The 23,352-nt window shown below is 41.0% G+C and carries 26 protein-coding genes, 1 pseudogene and 2 riboswitches; of the genes and pseudogenes, 7 read left to right on the forward strand and 20 right to left on the reverse strand.

What is annotated here, in order from left to right; all coding sequences use genetic code 11:
• Positions 1-70: 70 nt before the first annotated feature.
• From purF to N521_RS11850, 15 genes are all read right to left on the reverse strand, one after another.
• Positions 71-1,501 (reverse strand): amidophosphoribosyltransferase, encoded by a 1,431-nt coding sequence (gene purF / locus N521_RS11785; RefSeq protein ID WP_017359819.1) that lies wholly within the window; start codon positions 1,499-1,501, stop codon positions 71-73.
• Complete coding sequence (gene purL, locus N521_RS11790) at positions 1,477-3,708, reverse strand: phosphoribosylformylglycinamidine synthase subunit PurL (RefSeq protein WP_008344291.1); 2,232 nt, start codon at positions 3,706-3,708, stop codon at positions 1,477-1,479. The genes purF and purL overlap by 25 nt, the downstream gene beginning before the upstream one ends.
• Positions 3,692-4,375, reverse strand: coding sequence for a phosphoribosylformylglycinamidine synthase subunit PurQ (gene purQ, locus N521_RS11795; RefSeq protein ID WP_017359821.1), 684 nt, complete (start codon positions 4,373-4,375; stop codon positions 3,692-3,694). Before purQ ends, purL begins: the two co-directional genes overlap by 17 nt.
• A complete protein-coding gene (gene purS, locus N521_RS11800) occupies positions 4,372-4,626 on the reverse strand; it encodes a phosphoribosylformylglycinamidine synthase subunit PurS (protein WP_003214349.1) in 255 nt (84 codons plus the stop codon). Before purS ends, purQ begins: the two co-directional genes overlap by 4 nt.
• Positions 4,619-5,341 (reverse strand): phosphoribosylaminoimidazolesuccinocarboxamide synthase, encoded by a 723-nt coding sequence (gene purC, locus N521_RS11805; protein ID WP_007496901.1) that lies wholly within the window; start codon positions 5,339-5,341, stop codon positions 4,619-4,621. Before purC ends, purS begins: the two co-directional genes overlap by 8 nt.
• A gap of 72 nt (positions 5,342-5,413) precedes the next feature.
• On the reverse strand, positions 5,414-6,709 hold the full coding sequence (gene purB / locus N521_RS11810) for an adenylosuccinate lyase (protein ID WP_008344295.1): 1,296 nt from the start codon (positions 6,707-6,709) through the stop codon (positions 5,414-5,416).
• Positions 6,706-7,848 (reverse strand): 5-(carboxyamino)imidazole ribonucleotide synthase, encoded by a 1,143-nt coding sequence (gene purK, locus N521_RS11815; protein ID WP_035391450.1) that lies wholly within the window; start codon positions 7,846-7,848, stop codon positions 6,706-6,708. The genes purB and purK overlap by 4 nt, the downstream gene beginning before the upstream one ends.
• Positions 7,841-8,329, reverse strand: coding sequence for a 5-(carboxyamino)imidazole ribonucleotide mutase (purE, locus tag N521_RS11820; RefSeq protein ID WP_017359824.1), 489 nt, complete (start codon positions 8,327-8,329; stop codon positions 7,841-7,843). The genes purK and purE overlap by 8 nt, the downstream gene beginning before the upstream one ends.
• 169 nt (positions 8,330-8,498) lie before the next feature.
• A riboswitch (purine riboswitch) is annotated at positions 8,499-8,600 on the reverse strand.
• A 79-nt stretch (positions 8,601-8,679) separates the two neighbouring features.
• Positions 8,680-8,880 carry an NETI motif-containing protein gene (locus N521_RS11825; protein ID WP_008344299.1) on the reverse strand — a complete coding sequence of 67 codons (201 nt, stop codon included), beginning with the start codon at positions 8,878-8,880 and terminating at the stop codon, positions 8,680-8,682.
• On the reverse strand, positions 8,877-9,431 hold the full coding sequence (locus N521_RS11830) for a DUF2179 domain-containing protein (RefSeq protein ID WP_008344300.1): 555 nt from the start codon (positions 9,429-9,431) through the stop codon (positions 8,877-8,879). Before N521_RS11830 ends, N521_RS11825 begins: the two co-directional genes overlap by 4 nt.
• Before the next feature lie 305 nt (positions 9,432-9,736).
• On the reverse strand, positions 9,737-10,534 hold the full coding sequence (locus N521_RS11835; RefSeq protein ID WP_035391452.1) for a hypothetical protein: 798 nt from the start codon (positions 10,532-10,534) through the stop codon (positions 9,737-9,739).
• Positions 10,535-10,751: 217 nt separating this feature from the next.
• A complete protein-coding gene (locus N521_RS11840; protein ID WP_025206857.1) occupies positions 10,752-10,934 on the reverse strand; it encodes a YezD family protein in 183 nt (60 codons plus the stop codon).
• 18 nt (positions 10,935-10,952) lie between these two features.
• Positions 10,953-11,114 carry a hypothetical protein gene (locus N521_RS19685; protein ID WP_008344307.1) on the reverse strand — a complete coding sequence of 54 codons (162 nt, stop codon included), beginning with the start codon at positions 11,112-11,114 and terminating at the stop codon, positions 10,953-10,955.
• A 206-nt stretch (positions 11,115-11,320) separates the two neighbouring features.
• Positions 11,321-12,646, reverse strand: a complete 1,326-nt coding sequence (locus tag N521_RS11845; RefSeq protein ID WP_024719393.1) for an NCS2 family permease — start codon at positions 12,644-12,646, stop codon at positions 11,321-11,323.
• Between the two features lie 145 nt (positions 12,647-12,791).
• Positions 12,792-12,893, reverse strand: a riboswitch (purine riboswitch).
• Positions 12,894-13,019: 126 nt separating this feature from the next.
• Complete coding sequence (locus tag N521_RS11850) at positions 13,020-13,898, reverse strand: LysR family transcriptional regulator (protein WP_035391454.1); 879 nt, start codon at positions 13,896-13,898, stop codon at positions 13,020-13,022.
• A 100-nt stretch (positions 13,899-13,998) separates the two neighbouring features.
• Here N521_RS11850 and N521_RS11855 point away from each other — a divergent pair, with 100 nt between their 5' ends.
• Positions 13,999-15,180 carry an MFS transporter gene (locus N521_RS11855; protein ID WP_035391456.1) on the forward strand — a complete coding sequence of 394 codons (1,182 nt, stop codon included), beginning with the start codon at positions 13,999-14,001 and terminating at the stop codon, positions 15,178-15,180.
• A gap of 18 nt (positions 15,181-15,198) precedes the next feature.
• Here N521_RS11855 and N521_RS11860 read toward each other — a convergent pair whose 3' ends face one another.
• On the reverse strand, positions 15,199-16,647 hold the full coding sequence (locus N521_RS11860) for a DUF4179 domain-containing protein (RefSeq protein ID WP_035391458.1): 1,449 nt from the start codon (positions 16,645-16,647) through the stop codon (positions 15,199-15,201).
• On the reverse strand, positions 16,616-17,161 hold the full coding sequence (locus N521_RS11865) for a sigma-70 family RNA polymerase sigma factor (protein ID WP_035391460.1): 546 nt from the start codon (positions 17,159-17,161) through the stop codon (positions 16,616-16,618). The genes N521_RS11860 and N521_RS11865 overlap by 32 nt, the downstream gene beginning before the upstream one ends.
• Before the next feature lie 179 nt (positions 17,162-17,340).
• Here N521_RS11865 and N521_RS11870 point away from each other — a divergent pair, with 179 nt between their 5' ends.
• Complete coding sequence (locus N521_RS11870) at positions 17,341-17,514, forward strand: hypothetical protein (protein ID WP_035391462.1); 174 nt, start codon at positions 17,341-17,343, stop codon at positions 17,512-17,514.
• 44 nt (positions 17,515-17,558) lie between these two features.
• Here the strand turns inward: N521_RS11870 and N521_RS11875 are convergent, their stop codons facing one another.
• The gene (locus N521_RS11875; protein ID WP_035391464.1) at positions 17,559-18,128 is read right to left on the reverse strand and encodes a hypothetical protein; all 570 of its coding nucleotides are present in this window, start codon (positions 18,126-18,128) and stop codon (positions 17,559-17,561) included.
• A gap of 134 nt (positions 18,129-18,262) precedes the next feature.
• On the opposite strand from N521_RS11875, the gene N521_RS11880 reads away from it, so the two are divergent.
• From N521_RS11880 to N521_RS11900, 5 genes are all read left to right on the forward strand, one after another.
• Positions 18,263-18,838, forward strand: a complete 576-nt coding sequence (locus N521_RS11880) for a GNAT family N-acetyltransferase (protein WP_035391466.1) — start codon at positions 18,263-18,265, stop codon at positions 18,836-18,838.
• A gap of 15 nt (positions 18,839-18,853) precedes the next feature.
• The gene (locus tag N521_RS11885) at positions 18,854-19,306 is read left to right on the forward strand and encodes a LytTR family DNA-binding domain-containing protein (RefSeq protein ID WP_035391468.1); all 453 of its coding nucleotides are present in this window, start codon (positions 18,854-18,856) and stop codon (positions 19,304-19,306) included.
• A 5-nt stretch (positions 19,307-19,311) separates the two neighbouring features.
• Positions 19,312-19,722 carry a hypothetical protein gene (locus N521_RS11890; RefSeq protein ID WP_008344327.1) on the forward strand — a complete coding sequence of 137 codons (411 nt, stop codon included), beginning with the start codon at positions 19,312-19,314 and terminating at the stop codon, positions 19,720-19,722.
• 94 nt (positions 19,723-19,816) lie between these two features.
• Positions 19,817-20,545: a CPBP family intramembrane glutamic endopeptidase gene (locus N521_RS11895; RefSeq protein WP_035391470.1), complete on the forward strand. Its 729-nt coding sequence runs from the start codon at positions 19,817-19,819 to the stop codon at positions 20,543-20,545.
• A gap of 19 nt (positions 20,546-20,564) precedes the next feature.
• Positions 20,565-21,392, forward strand: a complete 828-nt coding sequence (locus N521_RS11900) for a hypothetical protein (protein WP_035391471.1) — start codon at positions 20,565-20,567, stop codon at positions 21,390-21,392.
• A gap of 118 nt (positions 21,393-21,510) precedes the next feature.
• On the opposite strand, the gene N521_RS11905 is transcribed toward N521_RS11900, so the two are convergent.
• Together N521_RS11905 and N521_RS11910 are read right to left on the reverse strand one after the other, a co-directional pair.
• Positions 21,511-22,083 carry a GNAT family N-acetyltransferase gene (locus N521_RS11905; RefSeq protein WP_019743770.1) on the reverse strand — a complete coding sequence of 191 codons (573 nt, stop codon included), beginning with the start codon at positions 22,081-22,083 and terminating at the stop codon, positions 21,511-21,513.
• A 13-nt stretch (positions 22,084-22,096) separates the two neighbouring features.
• Positions 22,097-22,968 (reverse strand): annotated as a pseudogene (locus N521_RS11910) (AraC family transcriptional regulator).
• Positions 22,969-23,352: the final 384 nt, after the last annotated feature.

Raw genomic sequence — 23,352 nt, forward strand, 5'->3', positions numbered from 1 at the left:
CTTTCATATATTTTCGGCAGAATGAAAGAGCAGCATATCAAATCACGTTGACTGCTGCTCCATTATTCGATTATTTCGTCAGGACTGTTTCCTTCACATGAGGAAGGACAGTATCTTCATAAATTTCGGTCGGGTATTTTCCAGTAAAGCATGCTAAACACTGACCGCGCTGCGGATCATCATACTTTCTGCCAATCCCGTCCATTAAACCGTCTACAGATAAAAATGCAATGGTGTCTGCACCGATTTCCTGTCTAATTTCTTCCACTGAATGAGATGACGCAATCAGCTCTTCGTGTGTAGACGTATCAATTCCATAAAAACACGGATGAGCGATTGGCGGTGAACTAATGCGTACATGCACTTCCGTCGCACCTGCTTCTCTTAGCATCGTCACAATCCGGCGACTTGTTGTTCCTCGTACGATGGAATCATCCACCATGACGACACGTTTGCCTTCGACCACCCCACGCACAGCAGACAGCTTCATTCGCACGCCCTGCTCACGCAATGCTTGAGACGGCTGAATAAATGTCCGGCCGACATAACGGTTTTTAATTAAACCTAGCTCATATGGAATACCTGTTGCTTCGGCATAGCCAATCGCTGCAGAAATACTGGAGTCTGGTACACCTGTCACGACATCTGCTTCGACATGTGCTTCTTCTGCAAGCTTCTTGCCAAGATTCTTTCTCGCACTATGCACGTTGATGCCATTGATATTGCTGTCCGGTCTTGAGAAATAAATGTATTCCATGCTGCACATGCTGCGGTTAATGTTCATTGAGAAGCGCTCAGATTTTAAGCCTTCATCATTAATGATCAGCATTTCGCCAGGCTCTACATCACGTAAATACGTAGCACCAACGACATCAAAGGCACATGTTTCAGAAGCGACAACATAAGCATCTCCAAGCATACCAAGTGAAAGTGGGCGTAACCCGTTCGGATCAAGGGCTACGATCATTTCTGTTTCCGTCATGATTAAGAAAGCATATGCTCCTTTTAACATGGACAGAGCATTTTTGATTTGATCCTTCAAATCCATATATCCGCTACGCTTAATTAAGTGAGCGAGCACTTCGGTATCAGAAGACGTTTGAAAAATACTTCCTTGGTTCTCTAGCTGCTGCTTTAATTGCGTTGCATTGACCAAGTTTCCATTATGAGCAAGGGCAAGACTGCCATTGTTTTGCGAGCGGAAGAAGAGGGGCTGCACATTCTCAAAGCCGCCTCCGCCTGCTGTCGCATACCGAACGTGTCCGATCGCACCTTTTCCCTTTAAATCCTTAAGCTCACCGTTTTGGAACACTTCCGTAATCAGTCCAAGGCCTTTGTGTGACGTCAGGTTTTCACCGTCTGTTGCAATAATTCCTGCACCTTCTTGTCCTCGGTGCTGAAGGCTATGCAATCCGTAATAGGTGATTTGCGGGGCTTCTTCGTGTCCCCAAACCCCAAAGACGCCACATTCTTCGTTTAAGCCTCTGATTTCAGCAAGCATGGGATCGCTCCTTTCCATGCGCGTTCAAGCTCGTTGACTGCCGCATGAATCCATTGTTGTCCTTCTTGATTTTTGACAGTGAATACACCATCATTTGTGACCGTTCCGACTTCTTTTGCATCTTGCACAGCCGCAGCAAACGCTTCGCGATTTTCTGGTTTCACTGTGACGACAAAACGTGACTGTGATTCACTGAATAGTGATGCTGCGCTGTTTAGATCGATCTGGATATCAGCGCCAAGACCATCTGTTCCAAATGTACTTTCAGCTAGTGCTACACCAAGACCGCCTTCAGACACATCATGTGCTGACTGAACAAGTCCGTTTTGAATCGCTGCTAATAGGGCTTCTTGACGCGCCAGTTCTACATCCAAATCAATTTCTGGTGCTTTTCCGTAGATACGGCCTTCTGTCATTTTTTGAAGCTCACTGCCTGCGAATTCTTCCTTCGTTTCACCAATGACGAAAATCACATCACCTGCCTGCTGGAACGATTGAGTCGTAATATGAGCTGTATCTTCAATCAAACCAACCATGCCAATGACTGGCGTTGGGTAAATGGCTGTTCCATTTGACTCGTTATATAAAGAGACGTTACCGCCGATGACCGGTGTGCTTAATGTACGGCAAGCTTCGCTAATGCCATCAGCAGACTTTTCAATCTGCCAGAAGATTTCTGGTTTCTCCGGGTTACCGAAGTTCAAGTTATCTGTTACTGCAAGCGGACGAGCGCCTGAGCAGACAATGTTACGCGCGGCTTCTGCAACGGCAATCTTCCCGCCAACCTCTGGATCAAGGTAGAGATAACGTGCGTTACAATCTGTTGTCATCGCAAGGGCTTTTTTCGTTCCACGGATTCTTAAAACGCCCGCATCAGAGCCTGGTGCAACGACTGTATTTGTACGAACCATATAGTCGTATTGATCGTAAACCCATTCTTTACTCGCAATCGTTGGCTGCTTTAACAGCTGTTTCAATGTATCTGCTGCATCTGTGATCGCTGGAGCTTCCACTTTTGTTTCTAAAAACTCGCGATAGTATGCAGGCTCACTTGACGGCTTGTGATAAACCGGTGCTTCTTCTGCAAGTGCATCAACTGGAAGCTCACACACTACTTCTCCTTGATGGAGTAAACGAAGCATTTTATCGTCTGTCACATGACCGACTGAGACTGCTTCAAGATCATATTTTTCAAAAATATCAATGATTTCTTGCTCACGGCCTTTTTCAATGACCAACAGCATTCTCTCTTGGGATTCAGACAGCATCATTTCATACGCTGACATGCCTGTTTCACGCTGAGGGATCAGGTCTAGGTTCATTTCGATACCTGAACCGGCTTTACTTGCCATCTCTGCACTTGAGCTAGTTAAGCCAGCCGCTCCCATATCTTGAATGCCCACAAGCGCATCATTTTTGATGACTTCAAGACATGCTTCAAGCAAAAGCTTTTCCATGAACGGATCGCCGACTTGAACCGCTGAACGTTTTTCTTCTGATTCATCAGAAAATTCTTCAGACGCAAATGTTGCACCGTGAATCCCGTCACGTCCCGTTTTAGCACCAACGTACATGACTGTATTGCCAACACCTTTTGCCTGCCCTTTCTTGATGTCTTCATGGTTGATTAACCCTACACACATCGCGTTAACGAGCGGATTGCCTTCATAACTTTGATCAAAATGAACTTCTCCGCCGACTGTTGGAATACCGATACAGTTTCCATAGCCTGCAATCCCTGCCACTACTTCTTCAAACAAGTACTTCACGCGCGGTGAAGTCAGTTCACCAAAACGAAGAGAGTTTAATACCGCAATTGGACGAGCACCCATGGAGAATACATCACGGATGATTCCGCCGACACCTGTTGCCGCTCCTTGATACGGTTCAATTGCAGATGGATGGTTATGTGATTCGATTTTAAATACAACCGCTTGGTTGTCTCCAATATCAACGATTCCAGCGCCTTCCCCAGGACCTTGAAGAACATGCTCTCCTTTTGTCGGGAATTTGCTTAAAACAGGCTTTGAGTTTTTATAACTGCAATGCTCTGACCACATGACAGAAAAGATACCCGTTTCTGTGTAGTTTGGCAGCCTGCCAATAATGGATTCGATTAAAGCGAATTCTTCATCACTCAATCCCATTTGCTGATACAATTTCTCTTCTTTAATTTGCTTGTGACTTGGTTCAAGCAGTAGTGACATGAGTGTCCCTCCAATTTTTCACGATAGATTGAAACAATTTAAGTCCGTCTGCGCTGCCTAGTAATGAATCAACCGCGCGCTCAGGGTGCGGCATCATGCCGAGTACATTGCCCTGTTCATTCGTTACACCTGCAATTCGATTCACACTGCCGTTAATATCGTCACCGTAAGTGAAAGCGATTTGGCCTTGTTCAATCAGCTTCGCTAACGTGTCTTCGTCACAGTAGAAGTTGCCTTCTCCGTGTGCTACAGGAATCGTAATCGATTCACCTTTTTGATAACCGCTTGTAAATTGCGTTTCGTTGTTCTCTACAATGAGTTCAACTGGACGACAGATAAATTTTAGATCTTTATTCCGTCTCATTGCACCTGGCAAAATGCCAAGCTCCTGAAGAATTTGGAACCCGTTACAAACACCAAGAACAGGTTTTCCTTCCGCAGCTGCTTTTTTCACAGCCGGCATGATGTTAGAAAAACGAGCAATCGCACCGCATCTTAAGTAATCCCCATAAGAAAAACCGCCTGGTACGAGTACACCGTCAAAACCATCAAGACTCGTTTCGTCGTGCCATACATATTCAACTTGTTCACCTAACTCATCTTGAATCGCATGGTACATATCGATATCACAGTTAGAGCCAGGCAAGACGATCACTGCAAACTTCACTGTGCGACAACCTCCTCCACCTCATAGCGGTAATCTTCAATCACCGTGTTGGCAAGCAATTTTTCACACATTTCTTTGACCACTGTATCTAAGTCACGATCTGATTTCTCAATGACTAGCTCCATATATTTCCCGATACGGACATCCTTTACTTCCTGATAAGACATGCTGTGCAAAGCGTGCTGCACGGCACTTCCTTGTGGATCAAGAACGCTCTCTTTTAAGCTGACAAAAATTTTCACTTTATACATGTTTATGGCCTCCAAGTCTTTTGAAAATTTCTTCGTATGCATTTGTTAAGCCGCCCAGGTTTCGTCTGAACACGTCTTTATCAAGCTTTTCGTTTGTGTCTTTATCCCAAAGCCTGCACGTATCAGGTGAAATCTCATCAGCTAGCAAAATACGATTCTCGTGATCTATTCCGAATTCAAGCTTGAAATCAATTAAATTCACATGGCAATCTGAGAAGATTTGCTTCAATTCTTCATTCACTTGTCTTGTGATTTGTTTCATTTCCTCGACCTGTTCAGGTGTCGCTGCATGTAAAATGCGAATATGATCTTCTGTAATGAGCGGATCGCCGAGTGCATCATCTTTGTAGTAAAACTCGATCAAAGGTGTGTCCAGTTTCGTTCCCTCTGGAATCCCAAGACGTTTTGACATACTGCCTGCCACCACGTTTCGCACAACGACTTCAAGCGGTACGATGTCTACCTTTTGAATGAGCTGTTCTGTTTCAGATAGGCGTTTCACAAAGTGATTGTTGATCCCTTTCTCATGTAGCATTTGAAAAATCAAGCTGGAAATTTCGTTATTCAGTCTGCCTTTGCCTTCAATTTCCGCTTTCTTTTCACCGTTAAATGCTGTAGCTGAGTCTTTATATTCAACATATAAAATATGCTCGTCATCGGTCTGATAGATTCTTTTCGCTTTGCCTTCGTAGAGAAGTTCTTGTTTCACAGTCATTCAGATTGGCCTCCTAATTTGAATGTTGGCAATTTTCAGGATTAGGCGCCTGACTAGCAGGCGGCCCATTTCTTACGCAAGACCTAGACGTTCGAAAATCATATCGACATTTTTCAAGTGATAGTTGTAATCGAAGCAGTCAGCGATTTGTTCAGGTGTTAAGCGTGAGGTGATTTTCTCTTCTGCTTCTACTAATGAACGGAATGGTACTTGTTTTTCCCAAGCTTCCATCGCCTTTGGCTGAACCGTGTCATATGCTTCTTCACGTGCCATACCTGTATCAATAAGTGCAAGAAGAACACGCTGAGAGTAGATCAAGCCAAGTGTGCGGTCCATGTTGCGTTTCATATTCTCAGGGAAGACCGTCAAGTTCTTCACAATATTAGAGAAACGGTTCAGCATATAGTTCAGTGCAATCGTTGCATCTGGTAAAATGATGCGTTCAGCAGATGAATGAGAAATATCACGCTCATGCCAAAGCGGTACATTTTCATAAGCAGTCAGCATATAACCACGGATGACGCGGGCAATTCCCGTCATATTTTCAGAACCGATTGGGTTTCGTTTATGCGGCATCGCTGATGATCCCTTTTGTCCTTTTGCAAAGAATTCTTCTACTTCACGTGTTTCACTCTTTTGAAGACCACGAATTTCAACAGCAAATTTCTCAATGCTTGTTGCAACTAAAGCAAGGGTTGCCATGTAATCTGCATGACGATCACGCTGCAAGGTTTGGGTTGAAATTGGTGCAGCTTTGATGCCAAGTTTCTCACATACATATTGCTCAACAAACGGGTCGATGTTCGCATATGTGCCAACAGCACCAGAGATTTTGCCGTATTCGATGCCGGCTTTTGCTTGTTTAAAACGTTCTAAGTTACGCTTCATTTCCTCGTACCAAAGAGCAAGCTTCAAGCCAAATGTTGTCGGTTCAGCATGTACACCGTGCGTACGGCCCATCATGACTGTATATTTGTGCTCTTTTGCTTTTTCTTTTAGTATGTCAACAAATCTCTCAATGTCCTTGAGCAAAATATCGTTCGCCTGTTTTAATAGATATGAAAGCGCCGTATCCACTACGTCTGTAGATGTTAACCCGTAATGAACCCACTTTCTTTCTTCTCCTAGAGATTCAGATACAGCACGCGTAAAGGCAACCACGTCGTGGCGCGTGTCTTGTTCAATCTCCAAAATACGTCCAATATCAAAGCTTGCATTCTTGCGCATTGTCACAACGTCTTCTTTCGGAATGATGCCAAGTTCTGCCCAAGCTTCACAAGCGAGAATTTCTACTTCAAGCCATGCATTAAATTTGTTTTCCTCTGTCCAGATTGCTGACATTTCTGGTCGTGCGTAACGTTCGATCATTTCCCGTTTCCTCCATCTCTTTCAGTCCATATCTTTGTGATGTTTGCCATCCATTCATCATCAAGCTGTTTCATAAATGTCATATGCCCCATTTTACGGCCGGCTTTTACTTCATGTTTGCCATATAGATAAAGCTTCGCTTCCTTTAAAAGCTCAGGATGTTCTTTTGGGATGTCCACTTCATCGCCCAGCAAATTCACCATCATGCCCTCTGATAAAAGAGCTGTTCCGCCAAGCGGCAAACCGCATATGGCGCGAATGTGCTGTTCAAACTGACTCGTCTCACATAAATCCAATGTGTAATGTCCAGAGTTATGCGGGCGCGGTGCCAGTTCATTGACGAGCAGCTTCCCTTCATTTGTCAGGAACAGTTCAACAGCAAGCGTACCGACCAGCCCTAGCTTTTCAGCAAGCGTTGTTGCCAGCTCTTTTGCTTTCTCCTGAATGCTGCCATCTACCCGTGCAGGCACGATGCTTTGGAATAAAATATTGTGCTTATGAATGTTCTCAGCGACTGGGAATGTCGCAATTTCCCCATGAACAGACCGCGTCACAATCACGGACAGTTCCATTTGGAAAGGAACCCAGCTTTCTAAAATACATGTCCCATGAGTGAGAAGTGCAGCCGCTTCATGAAGCTGATCCTTCTCTTTGATCACGTACTGTCCTTTACCGTCGTAACCGCCTCTGCATGTTTTCAGCACAGCTGGCAAACCAAGCGCATTTACTGCGTCTTCCAGCTCCTTCTCATCATGAACGATGCGATAAGGGGCGACTTCACAGCCTGCATCTACAATCCCTTTTTTCTCCGTTTCACGGTTTTGGGTTAAAAGAAGGAGTTCGCTTCCTTGCGGTAAATACGCCTCTTCCTTCAGCTGATTGAGTGCATCATAATCAATGTTTTCAAATTCATATGTGACCACATCACTGATGTCCGCCAGCTGCCTGATCGCTTCAAGGTCACTGTATGCGGCTGTAATTTCTGTATCAGCAACCTGTCCGCAAGGAGAAAGTGTGACAGGGTCAAGGACTGCTGCACGGTAGCCCATTTGCTTTGCACTGACGGCCATGTATCTGCCAAGCTGTCCGCCGCCGATGATACCAATGGTTGCGTTTGGAAAAATGGTCTGCTTAGCCAAGCTGATCACTGCTTTCTAATACAGTTTGTTTTGTTTGCTCTCTTCTTTCTTCAAGGCGTGCTGCAACGGCTTCATCGAATGCTGAAATCATTTGTGCGGCTAGAAGCCCTGCATTTGTTGCACCGGCTTTGCCGATTGCCACTGTAGCAACAGGTACACCGCCTGGCATTTGAACGATGGATAATAAGGAATCCAGTCCGTTTAATGCTTTTGATTGTACGGGCACACCAATGACCGGCAGTGTCGTTTTTGCTGCGACCATCCCCGGTAAATGTGCTGCGCCTCCAGCACCGGCAATAATGACCTTGAGTCCTTTACCTCTTGCTTCAGTCGCATATTCAAACATCAAATCAGGTGTCCGATGTGCGGATACAACCTGTTTTTCATACGGAATGTTCAATTCCTCTAAGATATCGCACGCATGTTTCATTGTTTCCCAATCAGATGTACTTCCCATGATGACACCTACAAGCGGCTTCATTTTGTCCCCACCTTTAAGCTATTATTCGATTTTGTATCGTTTGACACGCTTCCCAAACCTAAGTAGCTTGTCAAACGCCGAACAAAAAGACCCGGTTTGTATTGCATTGTTAGGAAGCAACACAAACCGGGCCATGGTAAGCGCTGTTCGCTTTTAAAACGCCATGTCAGTTTTGTTCACTATCCTGCATAGTCCAGTCATTTACGGTAACTGGGTAGAAACTTATGGGCCATATTCCCAAGATTATATGAGGCTCGTGTTTTGATTTCATGTTTATCTTAACAACGGATGTTCATGATGTCAACGGATTTATCGAACAATCTATGAAGTCGTCGTTTTAATGTTCGGATTTAGAGTATTTTTCCCTCAAATACGATTTTTTTCCCAATCGGAATGATCTGAATCGACCCATTTTCCTTCTTTTCCTGAAAGATGGGCTCCTCCATTCGTCGGACAGGTGAGTAGCCTTCCTCCGCCATCTGGGACAACACTTGATCAATCGTCATGTTGTCTTCCACGTAGAATTTCTTTTTCTTTGGTTTTGCGGTCATTCTTTAATTCTCCTTTTCTTCACAGCCTTCACCCAGAAGCCGCCATGAATCGTTTTGGGCTCATACGAAATGATAAACGCCTTTGAATCAAGCGTTTTAATCGTTTCATATAATTGCAGTTCATATTTTCTCGGTGTTAAAATTTGCATCGCTGACCGGTCTCCTTCAAGACCTCCTACTACCCAGTTGGTGACGCCATATCCTTTTTCTCTCAATTGTTTTGGGAGATCTAGATCGATTTCTTTTGTAATCACGTTCACAGTAATGTAGCCAAGTGCCAGCTTCTCTTCAATTTTCATCCCGACAATGATTCCAATTCCATAACCTAGCGCATACGCAATGACATTTTGTACTTGATCTAAGTTATCTAACACGATACTCAAACCAATGACATAAATCAGCATCTCGACAGTACCAGCAAAAGCGGCTGCATACCTTCTGCCTTTCATTGTTAAAATTAAACGCATAGTGGAAAAAGAGACATAGACAATGTTAATCACTAAAATAATCAAAACCATGGTGAACGCATTGGATAAAAGTTGTTGAAGCACGATTCGAACCCCCTGCACTAAAAATCAAATAAAGCACCCCATATTCTACTAGAGAACAAACCTTGATACAATCAAATTTGCGCGAGAAAAACACATATATCTTTCGACAACAAGGGGTGGTCTTTGTTACCAAGAGTTTACCCGTTTTTTCCTCTTCTCAACATGAAAAACCTCCTTTTTCAAAAGGAGGCTTTAGATGGTTGATAAAGGGCTGAAATATACTTTATTTTAACCCTTTGTCTTCTTTTCAGCGTGATAGAAAACCTTTGAATTTTAAAAAGACCGAGTACACGCTGAAACGTGTTTTATCCAAACCGAACTGGAACAAGTGATGGGATCAAATACTCTCCGACAATGCCCCATAAAAGGGCAATGATGACGAGCTCAATCAACAAAAAGACCCAGCCGGCATACATCAAGTCTCCCCGCACAGCTTCTTGATCTGATTGAATGGAGCGGAAGAGCACAATGGCAATCAGCTGAAGACCGAAAAACATCATGACGGATAAAATCACCGTTACATATGGAATATTCAGCATGGCAAATACAAGCCAAAGGATAGATAAAACCAAAACCGGCACAAGCACGGCACCGAACTTCATGATCACTTCTTTCAGCGAGATGTTTCCTTTCAGCATGTACTTACCGAGCACCCAAACCGTCAGCATCATCAGTGTCAACAGAATGAGTGTAAAGACCGCTACCTTCAAAAAGGCGTCACCAAAAGAATAATGAATACCAAAACCTAATAAACGGGTCTTTGACGCCTTTAATTGAACGTAGTTGCCTAAAGCAAAAAACACACTGAATAACACAATTGAAATCCAGGCGTACTTCATGCGTAAAGTGTCCGCTTGATGGATCGCACGACTCGGTGATTTTAACATCGCGAGCCCATATGAGCCATAGCGCTTAAACGCACCGCCTACACCTCTTGCAATGCGCTGAATGGCTGAACGCTCTTCATTAGCTGGCTTAGCCGTTCTTCCTCGTTTTGCAGCACTGCGGCTGAGGCGGGACTGCCTCGTTTCTTGATCTATTGATGGCTCTTCGTTTTCGTTTTTTATTTCAGATGTAACCTGCTCTTGATCTTTCTCTAACATCCCATATCAACTCCTATCTCAGACAATCCGCACAGGCTCAGGTGACCTGTCCGGATGACTCCTATTAAAGTAGCGGAGTCTCTCTATTCAGTCAAGATTCCTTGACGTTCATACGAATAGACGGATAAAAGAATGAAGAGGTTTTAAATGGAGAGAAAATAAGACAAAACAAAAAAGCTGATGAGTGGATCAGCTTTTCATCATCTTTCATCACTTTTCATGAACGATAGCGCGCCTGCTTTGCTTTCTGAATCCGAAGATTCTCTTGGTGTGCGGGGAAACGAGTCTTTTCTGTCGTATCGACTTGTGTAATTTGTCCATTATGAATGGTGATCACCACCGACCCGTATTCAATCCCTTTTAAGGCAGATAAAATAAAATTCAGCTTTTGTTCATCCATCGCTCATCCCCCATCCCACTAATTTTGCTTGCGCTCTTTTAAATAGAGAACCTCATTTTCCAGCTCATGAATCGTATAATGCATGAGCGCTTCATGTTTTTCTTCATGCCCCCATAATAGGAGCTGCTCAATCAATACCTGCTTTTTCCGCTCAATCACCTGCCTAAGCCAGCGTGACAAGTCATCCCCTCCCGTTATGATGAATGCAAGAAAAAAGGCACTCTGAACCCTTCTATAGAAAAAAGGAAATCAAAGCGCCTTTGGTGATCCAATCAGCGAATTATGTCTTTTTATCATAAACATATAATTCCTATAAGTCAACTACGGTTTTAAAATTTCCCTACAAAAAACAGCAGCCTCCATGAGCTGCTGTTTCAGACAAACGATTAATGATTTAAGAAAGCAAAATATAGAATAAAGATGACAAACAGTCCGTACATAATTGGATGCACTTCTTTTGCTTTTCCTTTAAAGATCATGGTGATCGGGTAGAAAATGAAACCAATTGCAATCCCTGTCGCAATACTATATGTCAGTGGCATCATAATCATGGTTAAGAAAGCCGGTACCGCAATTTCAAAACGATCCCATGCGATCTTCGCAAGAGGTGCTACCATCAGTGCACCGACAATGATTAAAGCAGGTGCCGTTACATTTGATGTCACGACAGATAATAGTGGCGAGAAGAACATCGCAAGTAAGAAGAAAATACCTGTCACGACGGCTGCAAACCCAGAGCGGGCACCCGCAGCAACACCTGAACTAGATTCAACATAAGACGTCGTCGTTGATGTACCAAGAACAGAACCGACGACGATAGAAGAAGAATCCGCCAGAAGCGCTCTTCCTGCACGCGGCAGCTCATTATTTTTCATTAAACCAGCTTGTGTCGCCACAGCCACAAGTGTACCAGCTGTATCAAAGAACCCAACGAATAGGAACGTTAAAATGACCACAAGCATTTGAATGGAGAAGATGTCTGGTAAGTGAATCAAAGCTTGACCAAAGGTTGGAGACAAACTTGGAATGCTTCCGATAATTTGAGATGGAACTGGCACAAGACCAAAGATCATTCCAGCAATGGCTGTCACAAGCATCCCAATGAAGACACCTGCATTCACTCGAAGAACCATTAAAATGACAGTCACAACGATTCCAAATACCGTCAACAATACAGGACCACTATGAATGTTTCCAATCGAAACGAGCGTATTATCGTTATTGGCAATAATGCCAGAGCCTTGAAGCCCTACAAATGTAATGAACAAACCAATCCCTGCACCAACAGCCAGCTTCAGCTCACTCGGAATAGCATTGATGATTTTTTCACGGAAACCTGTTAAAGAAAGAGCAACGAAAATCAATCCTGAAACAAACACACCGGAAAGTGCTGCCTGCCATGAGATTCCCATACCAAGAACAACTGAGAAAGCGAAGAACGCATTCAGTCCCATACCTGGTGCAATTGCAATCGGGTACCTGGCGATCAATCCCATCAGGAAACAACCTGCCGCAGAAGCTAACGCTGTAGCTGTAAAGACAGCCCCCTGATCAATTCGTAATTTATCTGGAAAATCCGGTACTGCTACTAAAGCAAGTGTGATCGGATTGACAAACAAGATGTAAGCCATCGACAAAAATGTCGTTAAACCGCCGATGATCTCTCTGCGATAATTCGTACCTAACTCATCAAACTGAAAAAACTGTTTCAAAGCCAACTGACTCCCTTCATGTCCTTTTGCTTTAGTCTGTCCCATTCACAAGTCAAATAAAAAACGCCCCAACAGTTTTTGGGACGCTTGACTACAATGTGAATTCAGACCGTGACATCAAACAAGAACAATGCATGATTTATATCAAACGAGTGTGAATTGACGTAGTCAAGCCATTTACGGTAGCTTGGTAGAAACTTGCGGGCCATATCCCCGCCATTATACGACTTCTATCTATTTGATTTCTGTGTCTATTGTACCAACTTCATTTTTAAAACACAATACGAAAAGCGAACATTTTTCAAAGAAATGTCCGCTTCATTCGTCTTATTACACGAATTTGGAAAATCACATCTAGTTCTTTATACACCCATCACTGAATTCTGGCAAAAACCGTTTCTGCTACATCGAAAAATGCCTTCACAGCAGGAGAAGCTTGCGTGAGCGATGGACAGGCAAGCGCCACCTCACGATGATGCGATACATTCAGATGACTGATCTGCACAAGTTGCTGCGTTTTTAGGAATAACTCAGGACCTATCGTCACACCAAGTCCTTCCCCAACCATGCGGGCAATGGTCGTACAATCATGCACTTCAAATAAAATAGACGGCTTGATTTGCGCCTCTGAAAAAATATCCTCTACATGGGATTGATACATGCCAGTTGGCATAATAAACGGTTCATCTGCTAATTCTTCCATGTCTACAATTGGCTGCTGATTAAAACGATGATTTTCGTGATAGGCGACCACCATTTTATCTTTCATAAGTGGCAATAGATGAAACGCTTCATCCGCTTTACCTTTTACAACAAACCCAACATCAATAATGCCAGAATCGAGCCACTCCAATATTTCTTCATATGTCCCCTCATAGAATTTAAATTCAATCTTTGGATGCTTTTTCTGATAGCTCACAAGTAGCTTTGGCAATAAACAAGCGGATGCACTGGCAAAAGTTCCAATCCGAATCAAGCCAGATTCAATATTTTTGGTGAGCGCAATTTCCTGCTGAATTTTCTCTACTCTATTTAGCACTTCTCTTATATGCGGAAGAAGGGTTTCACCGGTATCTGTCAGCGTGATGCCCTTTTTTCGGTCACGCACGAATAAAGACACGCCCCACTCCGTTTCTAAACTTGCCACCGCATGACTCACGGCAGACTGTGTCATATTTAATGCTTCAGCTGCAGCGGTAAAACTGCCTAGCTCAACCACTTTAGCCATCGTCTCGAATCGAACAAAGCTCATGAGTATTCACTCATCCCTTTCATGAAAAACATCAATTTTACTTATGTTAGCACGGAATTTAAAATGAATACAACGTTTCAACATAAAGGAAGGGTTCAAAATGAAAAGTACATCTTATCCATTGCTCATATTTCTTTTAGCCGTCGGTTCTTTCGTCACAGGCACTTCAGAATTCGTCGTATCAGGCATACTGGACATCATTTCTGACGATCTGCGCATCTCCATCCCGGTTGCGGGACAGCTCATCACCATCTATTCTCTTTTTTATGCGGTGGGTGCCCTCTTTTTAGTCATGGCCACATCGAAATTGAATCGAAAAAAGGTTCTTTTATCGGCGATTTCCATGTTTATAGCGGGGAATGTGCTCGCCTTTTTTAGCCATCACTTTATGCTGCTCATGCTCTCGCGGGTCATCATGGCCATGAGTGGCGGCTTATATATTGTGCTCGCAACAAATTATGCAGCGCAGCTCGCCCCGCCAGAAAAAAAGGGGAGTGCGATGGCAACGGTGATCACTGGATTTACAGTTTCACTAGTACTCGGTGTACCGATTGGAACATTTTTAGCAGGATATGTAGATTGGCATGCCATTTTTCTCATCATTGCAATAGGGACCGCTTGTCTCTTGTTTCTTCTGTATCGATTATTACCGCCTATGGCGGGACATTCCCATGTGCCATTTAAGCAGCAAATTCAAATTCTTCAAGACCGTAGGGTGTTAAGCGGCTTAGCCACGACAGTCTTTTGGATTTTAGGTTACACGATGGTATTTGCTTACATTTCGCCATTATTGCGACAGACATCCGGATTTACACTTGAACTGACAAGCATTGCCTTGCTTGTCTTAGGCATCTCTGCTTTTATTGGCTCACGCTTTGGTGGATACGCTGTCGATCAATGGGGACCAAACCGAACCATTTTAATCAGCATCACGGTTCAGATGCTCATGCTCTTTGCATTATCCTTTACACAATTTTCAGTAGTTGGCGTCTTCATCACGCTCGCCATTTGGGGCACCGCCACATGGACAACAACACCAGCCAAGCAATTTTATCTCATCTCCCTAAAACCTGAAACATCGGAAACCGTGCTGAGTTTTAATACAGCGATTATGAATATCGGCATGATGCTTGGCTCGTCAATGGGTGGTCTGATTATTCAATATTCAAATGTAACGAATTTAAGTTGGATTGGCGGGCTAGCCAGTTTTGTTGCGTTGATGTTGATTCGGTACTCGTTCAATCAGCTGGTTCAAAAGCAGACAAAAAGCGAACATGTGTAATCATGTTCGCTTTCTTATTTATTGACTAGCTTTTGATGTTTCTTTTTTGACTGGAATGGTTACCGTTATCGCCTTCTGTGGTGCCAACATATTCAGTTCTGACAAATCAAGGTAAAGCCCATATTCTTTAAAAGAAAAATGTTTTAATGATAAAGTTTCTAAATTCTTATCATCAAATTCAAAGGTGGATTGCATGGAAGCTGTCTTTAAATTCGTCATCTTCGCATGGTTCCCCTTCAAGTAATATCCGCTTTCATAGTCTGCTTGTGGATTGGGCCATGATTTCATCTTTTCAACATCGCCTAATCCAATGAATTCACCTATATTCTCCATTACATCCTGATCTAATTCTTTTTGATCTATTCCAGTAAATTGATAATCAACAATCACAGAACGGTCTTTTTGCTCTATCTTATTGATTTTGATTCCGATGCCATGGTGTTTTGTTTTGAACTGAACAGGCAGCTTTGTCTGAAGAGGAATGATTTTGCTTTCTTCCCGTTCGATATTCACATATGTGTCAAATGTCAATTCAGTCGCCTTTGGATTGATCGGCTGATTCAAAATCGTTAAATGATCTTTTCTAGTTTTGTCAGAAGACATTTGTTTTTTTCTTAAAACGGTCCCAATCTCAAGCTGATACTCATTCCCTAAATTATCCTTCATTCCATCTATACTGACTTTATCATCTTTGGCAAAACCATTGTAATCAATGGCATATTGAATTGCAGAGCCATTCACTCCATTTTCTACCTTTACATTTCTTATTTGATAACGTCCATTTAAAATAGACACGTCTTTTTGTCCCGCTAATAAAGTGGTTTTTTGCTTGACCACAGGTAACTTGAAGCGCCAATTCCCTACAATATCCCCAATCTTCGAAATAACAAGCGGTACTTGCTGACCTTGTTTGATCGTTTGTCCATTTGTATAGACTTCCGTCTGCCCAACATAGCGGCCATCTTTCATTTTTTTCAATCCCTGATTGTCGTAACTCGGTTGGAAAGTGTCATTTATACGATCGAAGTTGTTGACTATGAATGGTACAGAATCTTCCTTTGTATTCAAATTCTCCACAGTAAACGTATAAACAAGCCGCCCTGCATCATAATACACACTGTTTACTTTCACAGTAACCCCTCTTGATTCAGCCCCCTCATTGACATGCTTCACCAACTCACTCTGAAAAAGAGACATTCCTACTTTATCGTGAAACATCATATATAACTGTCCAACAAACGGCACTCGAGCCATCGCTGTATTAAGAGAAGGAAAAAGGAAGCCTGATGAAAAGTAAAGGACAACAAGGGCGATAACTGAATAGATTGGCGTTCTCCAATTCCATGTGAACCAACGTCTTTTCTTTTCCGCTTTCACATCTCCCATTGCTTGACGAATTGCAGAGGTCAATTCAACTTTTGGTACATCAATCTCTTCATAAAGCTTTTTCATTTCTTTTCGTTCCATCGACACTCTCCTCCTTCTCCAATGTTTGCTTTAATAACTTTCTTGCTCGATACAAATGAGTTTTGACCGTTCCTTCGGGCACACCCATCTGTTCAGAAATCATTGAAATCGAATAATCTTGAAAATAAAATAGCTGAATCACGAGCTGATATTGCTCATCTAATACATCTAGTGCATTTTTTAAATCGAGCTTGTCTTCCAAAAAATCATGACGCTCAACGCTTTCATGATGCTGTTCAAACGGAACAACATCTTGCTGCTTTTTCTTCATCGCAAAAATCGTATGAATCAAAATCCTAGTCAGCCATGTAGAAAAATAAGCCGGTTCTTTTAATCCAGATAAATGCTTAAATGCTTTCATGACCGTCTCCTGAACAGCATCCAACGAATCCTCTTTATTTCTTGTATAGAGAAAAGCCGTTTTATATAAACGCTCTTGATACATCAGCATTAATGTCTCAAATGCCGGGACATTCCCTTTTTGTGCTTTTTTAATTAGACGCACTTGCTTCATCTCATTCACACCTCCTACACCTGTTAGAGCAAGGTTTCTCTCAAACGGTTTCAACAATCGGAAATTTCTTTTACTTAGCATATGTCGGACAAAAACAGAGAAAGTGAAGAATAGGCCGCAAAGATCGTATTGAACTTTTGATATAATGGAAGAAATATCTGCAAAAAGGAGGATATTGATTGTTTCTATTTGAAGAACCTGCTTGTGCTAGCTGCCAAAAGAAAATAGAAGGTAACGAAGAAGTGTACGTTAAGCTGATCTATCCAAAGAGACGAGGAATGACAGAAGTAAAGGCTTGGCTAAGAAATGAAGGGGTTTTTTATTGTAAGGCATGTTATGAAAAAACAACATAAAGACGAGCACTTCAATAGAATGCTCGTTTTTACTTTCTACTATTTCACTCCCGCTTACTACGAAGTTCAATGAGTGCTAGTTTATTGTCATTGAAAAAGAACTCTAGAATGATACCGTTTGATTGATCTTGATATTGTATACCTTTGCTATACCCTTCGACAAACCAGAGCTTCTTGAATTGCTCTCCATATGTTTGTATCACAGATGAATAATCTTCTCCTATTTTAACTCCCTTAGATGTTTGAAGATTTTTCTGTTTTGACTGATTGTAAATAGATGTTACTCGATGATGCTGATCAACTGATACGACAAAATCTTCATTTTCTTTTTCCATGTAGACCGTCTGTTTTTGATGAGAGAATTGAGAATTCTCAACAAACTGATGATCTCCCTTAAATGTTTGACCGATCTTAAAATGACCTATCGATTCATCTGTTAAAGTGATAGAGTGAAAATTAAAAAACATTGCTATCCAGACAACTAGTATGGCTCCACCTAAAACAGAACCTATTATCACTAACACCTTAGAACGAATGGCACCTTTTTTAAATAAATAAATCATTAAAGATACGGTGATCATCATGATACAAATCATGATCAGAAAAATGCCCATTTTTTTTATCCTCTTTTTTGTAAAATTCGAATGTACATGATTACCCCAATGATAAATTCATATTATATCAGAGCAGTCCACAAATTGTGCCAATACAGGTATAATTTAAATAAAATAAACTATAGGAGATACATATGACTAGACATAAACTGATATTTCCACAATCATTTCCAACGATACAGACCGAAAGACTGATCTTAAAACAAGCAACGATCGCAGATGCCGAGGATATGCACTTCTACTTATCCAATGAAACCGTGTGCCGCTATATGGGCATTGATGCACATGAAACCATCGAAGACACAAAAGGAGAAATCAAGTGGTATGACAATATCTACAAAAAACAAACAGGCATCCGCTGGGGAATTTCTTTAAAAGATAACCCTACCATCATCGGCAGCTGCGGCTTTCTCAATCTAGAAAAACAGCACCGCCGTACGGAAATTGGCTATGAATTACACCATGATCATTGGAGAAAAGGCATCATGAATGAAGCGATTACTGCGGTGTTGCGGTATGGATTTCAGGAGATGAACTTGAATCGGATTGAAGCGATCATTGATCCAGCTAATAGGTCCTCTGTTCAATTATTGGAGAAGATACATTTTGTACAAGAGGGTTTATTAAGAGAGTATGAATTAGGTCAGAAGGGATTCGATGATGTGTATATGTATTCGATTTTGAAGAGAGATTACGAAAAATCCTATTAAACAGAGGAGAAACAAATGAAAACGGATATTCATTTCATCCAAAAGCCGCAACCAGAGTATGTTTCTTTTCACATTTATGAACTCAATCCAGCGATTGAAAAACTTGTCCAGCAAGTGGAGCAGTCAGCTCCCTATTTCTTAGCACAAGAACCCACGAAAGAAAGAGTGAAAAAGGTCTATTATCACGACATTTTATATATAGAAAGCGTTGATAAAAGATCGTTCTTGTATACGTCAGATGGAGTGTTTCTCTTAAAGGAAAAGTTATTTGAACTTGAAAAACAGCTTGAAGCGCACGATTATGTCAGGATTTCAAAATCGATGATTCTAAATATAGATTCTATTGCCGCTATTTCTCCTAAAACAAGCGGTCGTTTTGAAGCAAAGCTTACAAATGAGGAAAAGGTGATGATTTCACGTTTTTATATCCAATCATTAAAAGAGAAACTTGGGTTACGAAGGAAGTGAACAGGATGAAACGTTATATCACAAATCTTTTGATCACATTTTGTATAATCTTTACTGCACTCGTATTGATTTACTGTTTCACGTTTGGAACGATGCCCATCTATATTTTACAAGCCATCATGTTCAATTCCTTTTTTTCAAGCGCCCTGACCTTCTTGCTATACCCAAAACAAACGTACAGCCATCAACGGATTCTTTTTCAACAAATTCTATATATCGTCCTTGTGATGTGTATGATTATGACCACCATCATTATTGTGAGCGGTCAAATCAGCCCCCTTTCGTTTATCGTGAATTTCCTTGTAGTCATGGCTTTATTCTTTGTGATCAAGTACCTATTGTATAAAAAAGATCAAGCAACCGCTGAGGAAATCAACGATCTTTTACAGCAGCGAAAGAAACGAACAACATCTTAATATGCATCTTAGGGCTAAAAATTGACATGTTAGGAAGATTTCATTGTGACTTCTGCTTGATTCCATTACTCTGACGTTAGAGGAGGAATCAACAATGAAACCAATGACAATCATTCGAAAAGCTGTACTTTTACTGCTGTTTTCTTTAATTATTCCAACAAGTGCAGGTGTCTATATATCCATAAAACAAGTGACCGATACAATGACCATCTATATCATCAATGGCAGTGCCATGCTAGCTGGGTGTCTTTTACTTCTATTCATTATTCAAAAAAGTCGTTTTCACTTGAAAGAAATAGGTTTTCGAAAAGGCTCTCTCGGTATGTGGATATTTCCGATCCTGATCATCGAGGCCATTCCGTTTATTGCTGGATTCAACAAGGATTTAACTGTTTCTTCCTTTCTAGCACTTTGTTTCTTCATGGTGTGTGTCGGTCTTTTTGAAGAAGGAATCTTTCGAGGCATTCTGTTTCAATATTTAAAACAAATTAACTTGAGCACTGCCATATGGGGCTCCGCCGTACTATTCGGTCTCGGTCATGCTGCGAATCTACTAAGCGGAAAAAGCCTCACCTTAACAGTCGCACAAATCCTATTCGCCTTTTTATTTGGATTCGTTGCAGCTGAAATCGTTGCACTCACGAACAGCCTGCAATGGGTAATCTTATGGCACGCGGTTCATAATATCGTGGATCAAACCACAAATGGGCAAACGTCTGTGGGGATGCAAATGCTTTTGCTTTCGATTCAATGTGTCATTTTGCTTGTTCTTGCGGTGGTGTTGTGGAGAAGATTAAGAATGAAAAAAGTGTTCAATAGATAATGAAAAGAGGAGGAAAGAGATGAAGGGGAACACATGGATAGAAGGCTGGTTTCAAAAGTGTGAAGAACTTGAAATCAAGCCTTGGGAATGGGATTTTAAACAAAGTTATATCAAAGAGCCGATACCGAAAGATAAATCATCAATTGAGTTAATATTAGATTATAAAAGTCGTAAACTGACCGAAATCGGAATTTGCAATGTCACTAAAAGAAGAGGTCGTGATGCTGACTGTGATAAAGAACCTTTTTATATTTATCAATTACTTTGGAGTACTGATTATAAGCCAGAGCCTAAATCACAGCTTAATTTAGACCGTTACAACTTGATCCGTGGAGAAACAATGAATTCGTTTATAACGACTTTCAATCATTCTAAAACACTAACTTATGTTTCTCATATCAAACATAAGTTTGAAAAATTCGCTACTGCCACCCACTGCATTGGGAACTTCATCGTATTACCACATTGGATGAATACGGGCCGTTATAAATTTTCTCAAGATTATTGGGATGTTACGATGTATTCACTATTTGAATTCTTTCAACCATTAGGCTGTTGGAAACAGTTCGTCGAACGATATTTCCTTCAACCTTATGTGAACGATGATGAGGAACGGACAGTGAGTGAATTTTGGGAAGGTCATTTTGCAGGGATCGGAAATTACAATCAATTAAAACCTCAAAATGAACAAGAATTAAGTGAGTACCTACATAAAGTCAATATTAGGATTGAAGAACGAGGCAAATGGATGATCAAAAAAGTCTGTGAAGAATTGAAGTTGCAACACTTCACATTCTATGATGAACTAAAAGATAGACAAATTCGATTTTCCAACGAATTGAATTAACCATAATGAGCGAGCTCAGTGTTCGCTTTTTTATTTTCTAAAAGGGTTCCGATAAAAGAAAAATGAGATCATAAAAAGCTGATATCTTAAACGCTATATCAGCATCATGTTATCAAGCTTATTCACTCATGTAATCCTCTTTCAGCATGCTGTATATTTCTACATCAACAACTCCTTTGCCAGACCATAAAACAGCTTGTCTAAGCAGTCCTTCTTTGATAAAACCATTTTTCAACAGGACTTTTTTTGATACCTCATTTGCTGGCATGACTTCCGCTTGAATTCTATTGATATCAATCTCTTCAAACAGAAATTTCACTAGTGTAGAGACAGCTTCTGTTGCGATGCCTTTTCCCCAATGTTCCTCTGCAAAGAAATAGCCAATCGTCACCGCATTCACTTTTTGATTGATGTCCATTGTTTCGATGATACCAACTAGCGTATGAGGATTATCCTTTTGAAAGATTCCCCATTTCACTCTGCTTTTCTTCGTATAATCTCGTTCAAAATGTCCAACCATTTTTTTTACCGTTTGGAGATTATGTTTGGGAATGATCCCACAATACTGAAAGACTGTGTCATTGTCGTAAATTGAAAATAACTCTGGCAAATGACGTTCTTCCACCTTTTTTAATAATAGATTCTTTGACGCAACTACAGGAAAAGTGCCAAAAAGATTTTCTATTTTCATCTCTTAATCCTCCTTATTCCTCGATAGGAATATAGATTTTCATTTTGATATCGTTCGGGCCATTCGAATGTAAGACATCTGTTATTTCAAAATCTGGTCCACTCGTTCTTTCATAATTAGAATTTGGAAGCCAGCTACCATAGATATATCTTCTAGTGTTTTGCACCATTTCATGAGAGCCACTCACTTTAAATTCTGCATATCTCCCCTCAGGAATCACTATATTTACAAACCCTTCATTTAAATCTATATCGGATTCCTCCACTTCTTCCCCTACCACAAACGAAAAACGGCCATCATCATGAAAGGAAGTAGATACACCATAAGCCATATGAGGTGCTTTTCTCTTTGGAATCTGTTGATAATACTCCTTTTTTCCAAAATCCATATAAAACAAAGGAATGTCCGTGAAATATTCCTCACTTTGAAGATTCGTTTGATACTCGTAACCAATAATATAAAATTTGTTTAATTGAGTCATGACAGGTTTATTCATATTGAATTCACTGTCTAACATAGATTGGTATGCTAAAAAATCCATTTTGTTTTGTTGCTTTAACACCATTTCCTCTTTTCTAAACCTAGCTGGTGTCACCCCAAAGAATTGTAAAAAAGCACGAGTAAACGCTTCTGAGAACCATACTGGAAAGCAATCGCTATGTGTAAAATATTTTGATTTGTTTCTTTCAGTAACCTAGCAGCTTCAGAGAGCCTTCTATTTCTGATATACTCTTGCACAGAAAAACCTGTAATGGCTTGAAACAGTCGTTGAAAATGAAACGCTGAAAAGCAGGATTTCGAGGAAATATCTTTTATACTTATATTGTTTTGAAGATTCTCCTCAATAAATTCAATCGAAAGCTGTATTCTCTTATAGTAATCCATTGTTTCTCCCTCCTCTACCTTTTATTTTATTACTTCCCTCCTCTTATTTTTTGATCATTTGTGCTATTTTTAAATAACCTTCCACAAAATATTCATTCAATTTCCATAGCACAAAAAGTCAAGTTTCTTAAAAATGATTTCCGTTATACTAAACTCGTAAGGTAAAGATGTGCTCGGTTGTCCTATCAAGAACATGAGAAAACGATTCAAGGACCATTAACATCTGAAAGATAAATTACCGCTTCAAACTCTAGCAAAAAACGCTAGTTATTCTACCATTAAAACAGAAGTAAAATAAAATTAAAAATGAAGACAAGACACCCACAGGACAAAAAAAATCAATTAAAAAAGACATCCCTACCACTATCTCTTTTTTGTCATCTT

Source organism: Bacillus sp. UNC125MFCrub1.1 (genome assembly GCF_000701305.1).
Taxonomy (GTDB): domain Bacteria; phylum Bacillota; class Bacilli; order Bacillales; family Bacillaceae; genus Bacillus; species Bacillus altitudinis.

Excerpts from the sequence above, each read along its gene's own strand:
- purF (WP_017359819.1), bottom strand. The coding sequence starts at position 1,501 with ATGCTTGCTGAAATCAGAGGCTTAAACGAAGAATGTGGCGTCTTTGGG.
- purL (WP_008344291.1), bottom strand. The coding sequence starts at position 3,708 with ATGTCACTACTGCTTGAACCAAGTCACAAGCAAATTAAAGAAGAGAAA.
- purS (WP_003214349.1), bottom strand. The coding sequence starts at position 4,626 with ATGTATAAAGTGAAAATTTTTGTCAGCTTAAAAGAGAGCGTTCTTGAT.
- purC (WP_007496901.1), bottom strand. The coding sequence starts at position 5,341 with ATGACTGTGAAACAAGAACTTCTCTACGAAGGCAAAGCGAAAAGAATC.
- purB (WP_008344295.1), bottom strand. The coding sequence starts at position 6,709 with ATGATCGAACGTTACGCACGACCAGAAATGTCAGCAATCTGGACAGAG.
- purE (WP_017359824.1), bottom strand. The coding sequence starts at position 8,329 with ATGAAGCCGCTTGTAGGTGTCATCATGGGAAGTACATCTGATTGGGAA.
- N521_RS11825 (WP_008344299.1), bottom strand. The coding sequence starts at position 8,880 with ATGACCGCAAAACCAAAGAAAAAGAAATTCTACGTGGAAGACAACATG.
- N521_RS11835 (WP_035391452.1), bottom strand. The coding sequence starts at position 10,534 with ATGTTAGAGAAAGATCAAGAGCAGGTTACATCTGAAATAAAAAACGAA.
- N521_RS11840 (WP_025206857.1), bottom strand. The coding sequence starts at position 10,934 with ATGGATGAACAAAAGCTGAATTTTATTTTATCTGCCTTAAAAGGGATT.
- N521_RS11850 (WP_035391454.1), bottom strand. The coding sequence starts at position 13,898 with ATGAGCTTTGTTCGATTCGAGACGATGGCTAAAGTGGTTGAGCTAGGC.
- N521_RS11855 (WP_035391456.1), top strand. The coding sequence starts at position 13,999 with ATGAAAAGTACATCTTATCCATTGCTCATATTTCTTTTAGCCGTCGGT.
- N521_RS11860 (WP_035391458.1), bottom strand. The coding sequence starts at position 16,647 with ATGGAACGAAAAGAAATGAAAAAGCTTTATGAAGAGATTGATGTACCA.
- N521_RS11865 (WP_035391460.1), bottom strand. The coding sequence starts at position 17,161 with ATGAAGCAAGTGCGTCTAATTAAAAAAGCACAAAAAGGGAATGTCCCG.
- N521_RS11875 (WP_035391464.1), bottom strand. The coding sequence starts at position 18,128 with ATGGGCATTTTTCTGATCATGATTTGTATCATGATGATCACCGTATCT.
- N521_RS11880 (WP_035391466.1), top strand. The coding sequence starts at position 18,263 with ATGACTAGACATAAACTGATATTTCCACAATCATTTCCAACGATACAG.
- N521_RS11885 (WP_035391468.1), top strand. The coding sequence starts at position 18,854 with ATGAAAACGGATATTCATTTCATCCAAAAGCCGCAACCAGAGTATGTT.
- N521_RS11890 (WP_008344327.1), top strand. The coding sequence starts at position 19,312 with ATGAAACGTTATATCACAAATCTTTTGATCACATTTTGTATAATCTTT.
- N521_RS11895 (WP_035391470.1), top strand. The coding sequence starts at position 19,817 with ATGAAACCAATGACAATCATTCGAAAAGCTGTACTTTTACTGCTGTTT.
- N521_RS11900 (WP_035391471.1), top strand. The coding sequence starts at position 20,565 with ATGAAGGGGAACACATGGATAGAAGGCTGGTTTCAAAAGTGTGAAGAA.
- N521_RS11905 (WP_019743770.1), bottom strand. The coding sequence starts at position 22,083 with ATGAAAATAGAAAATCTTTTTGGCACTTTTCCTGTAGTTGCGTCAAAG.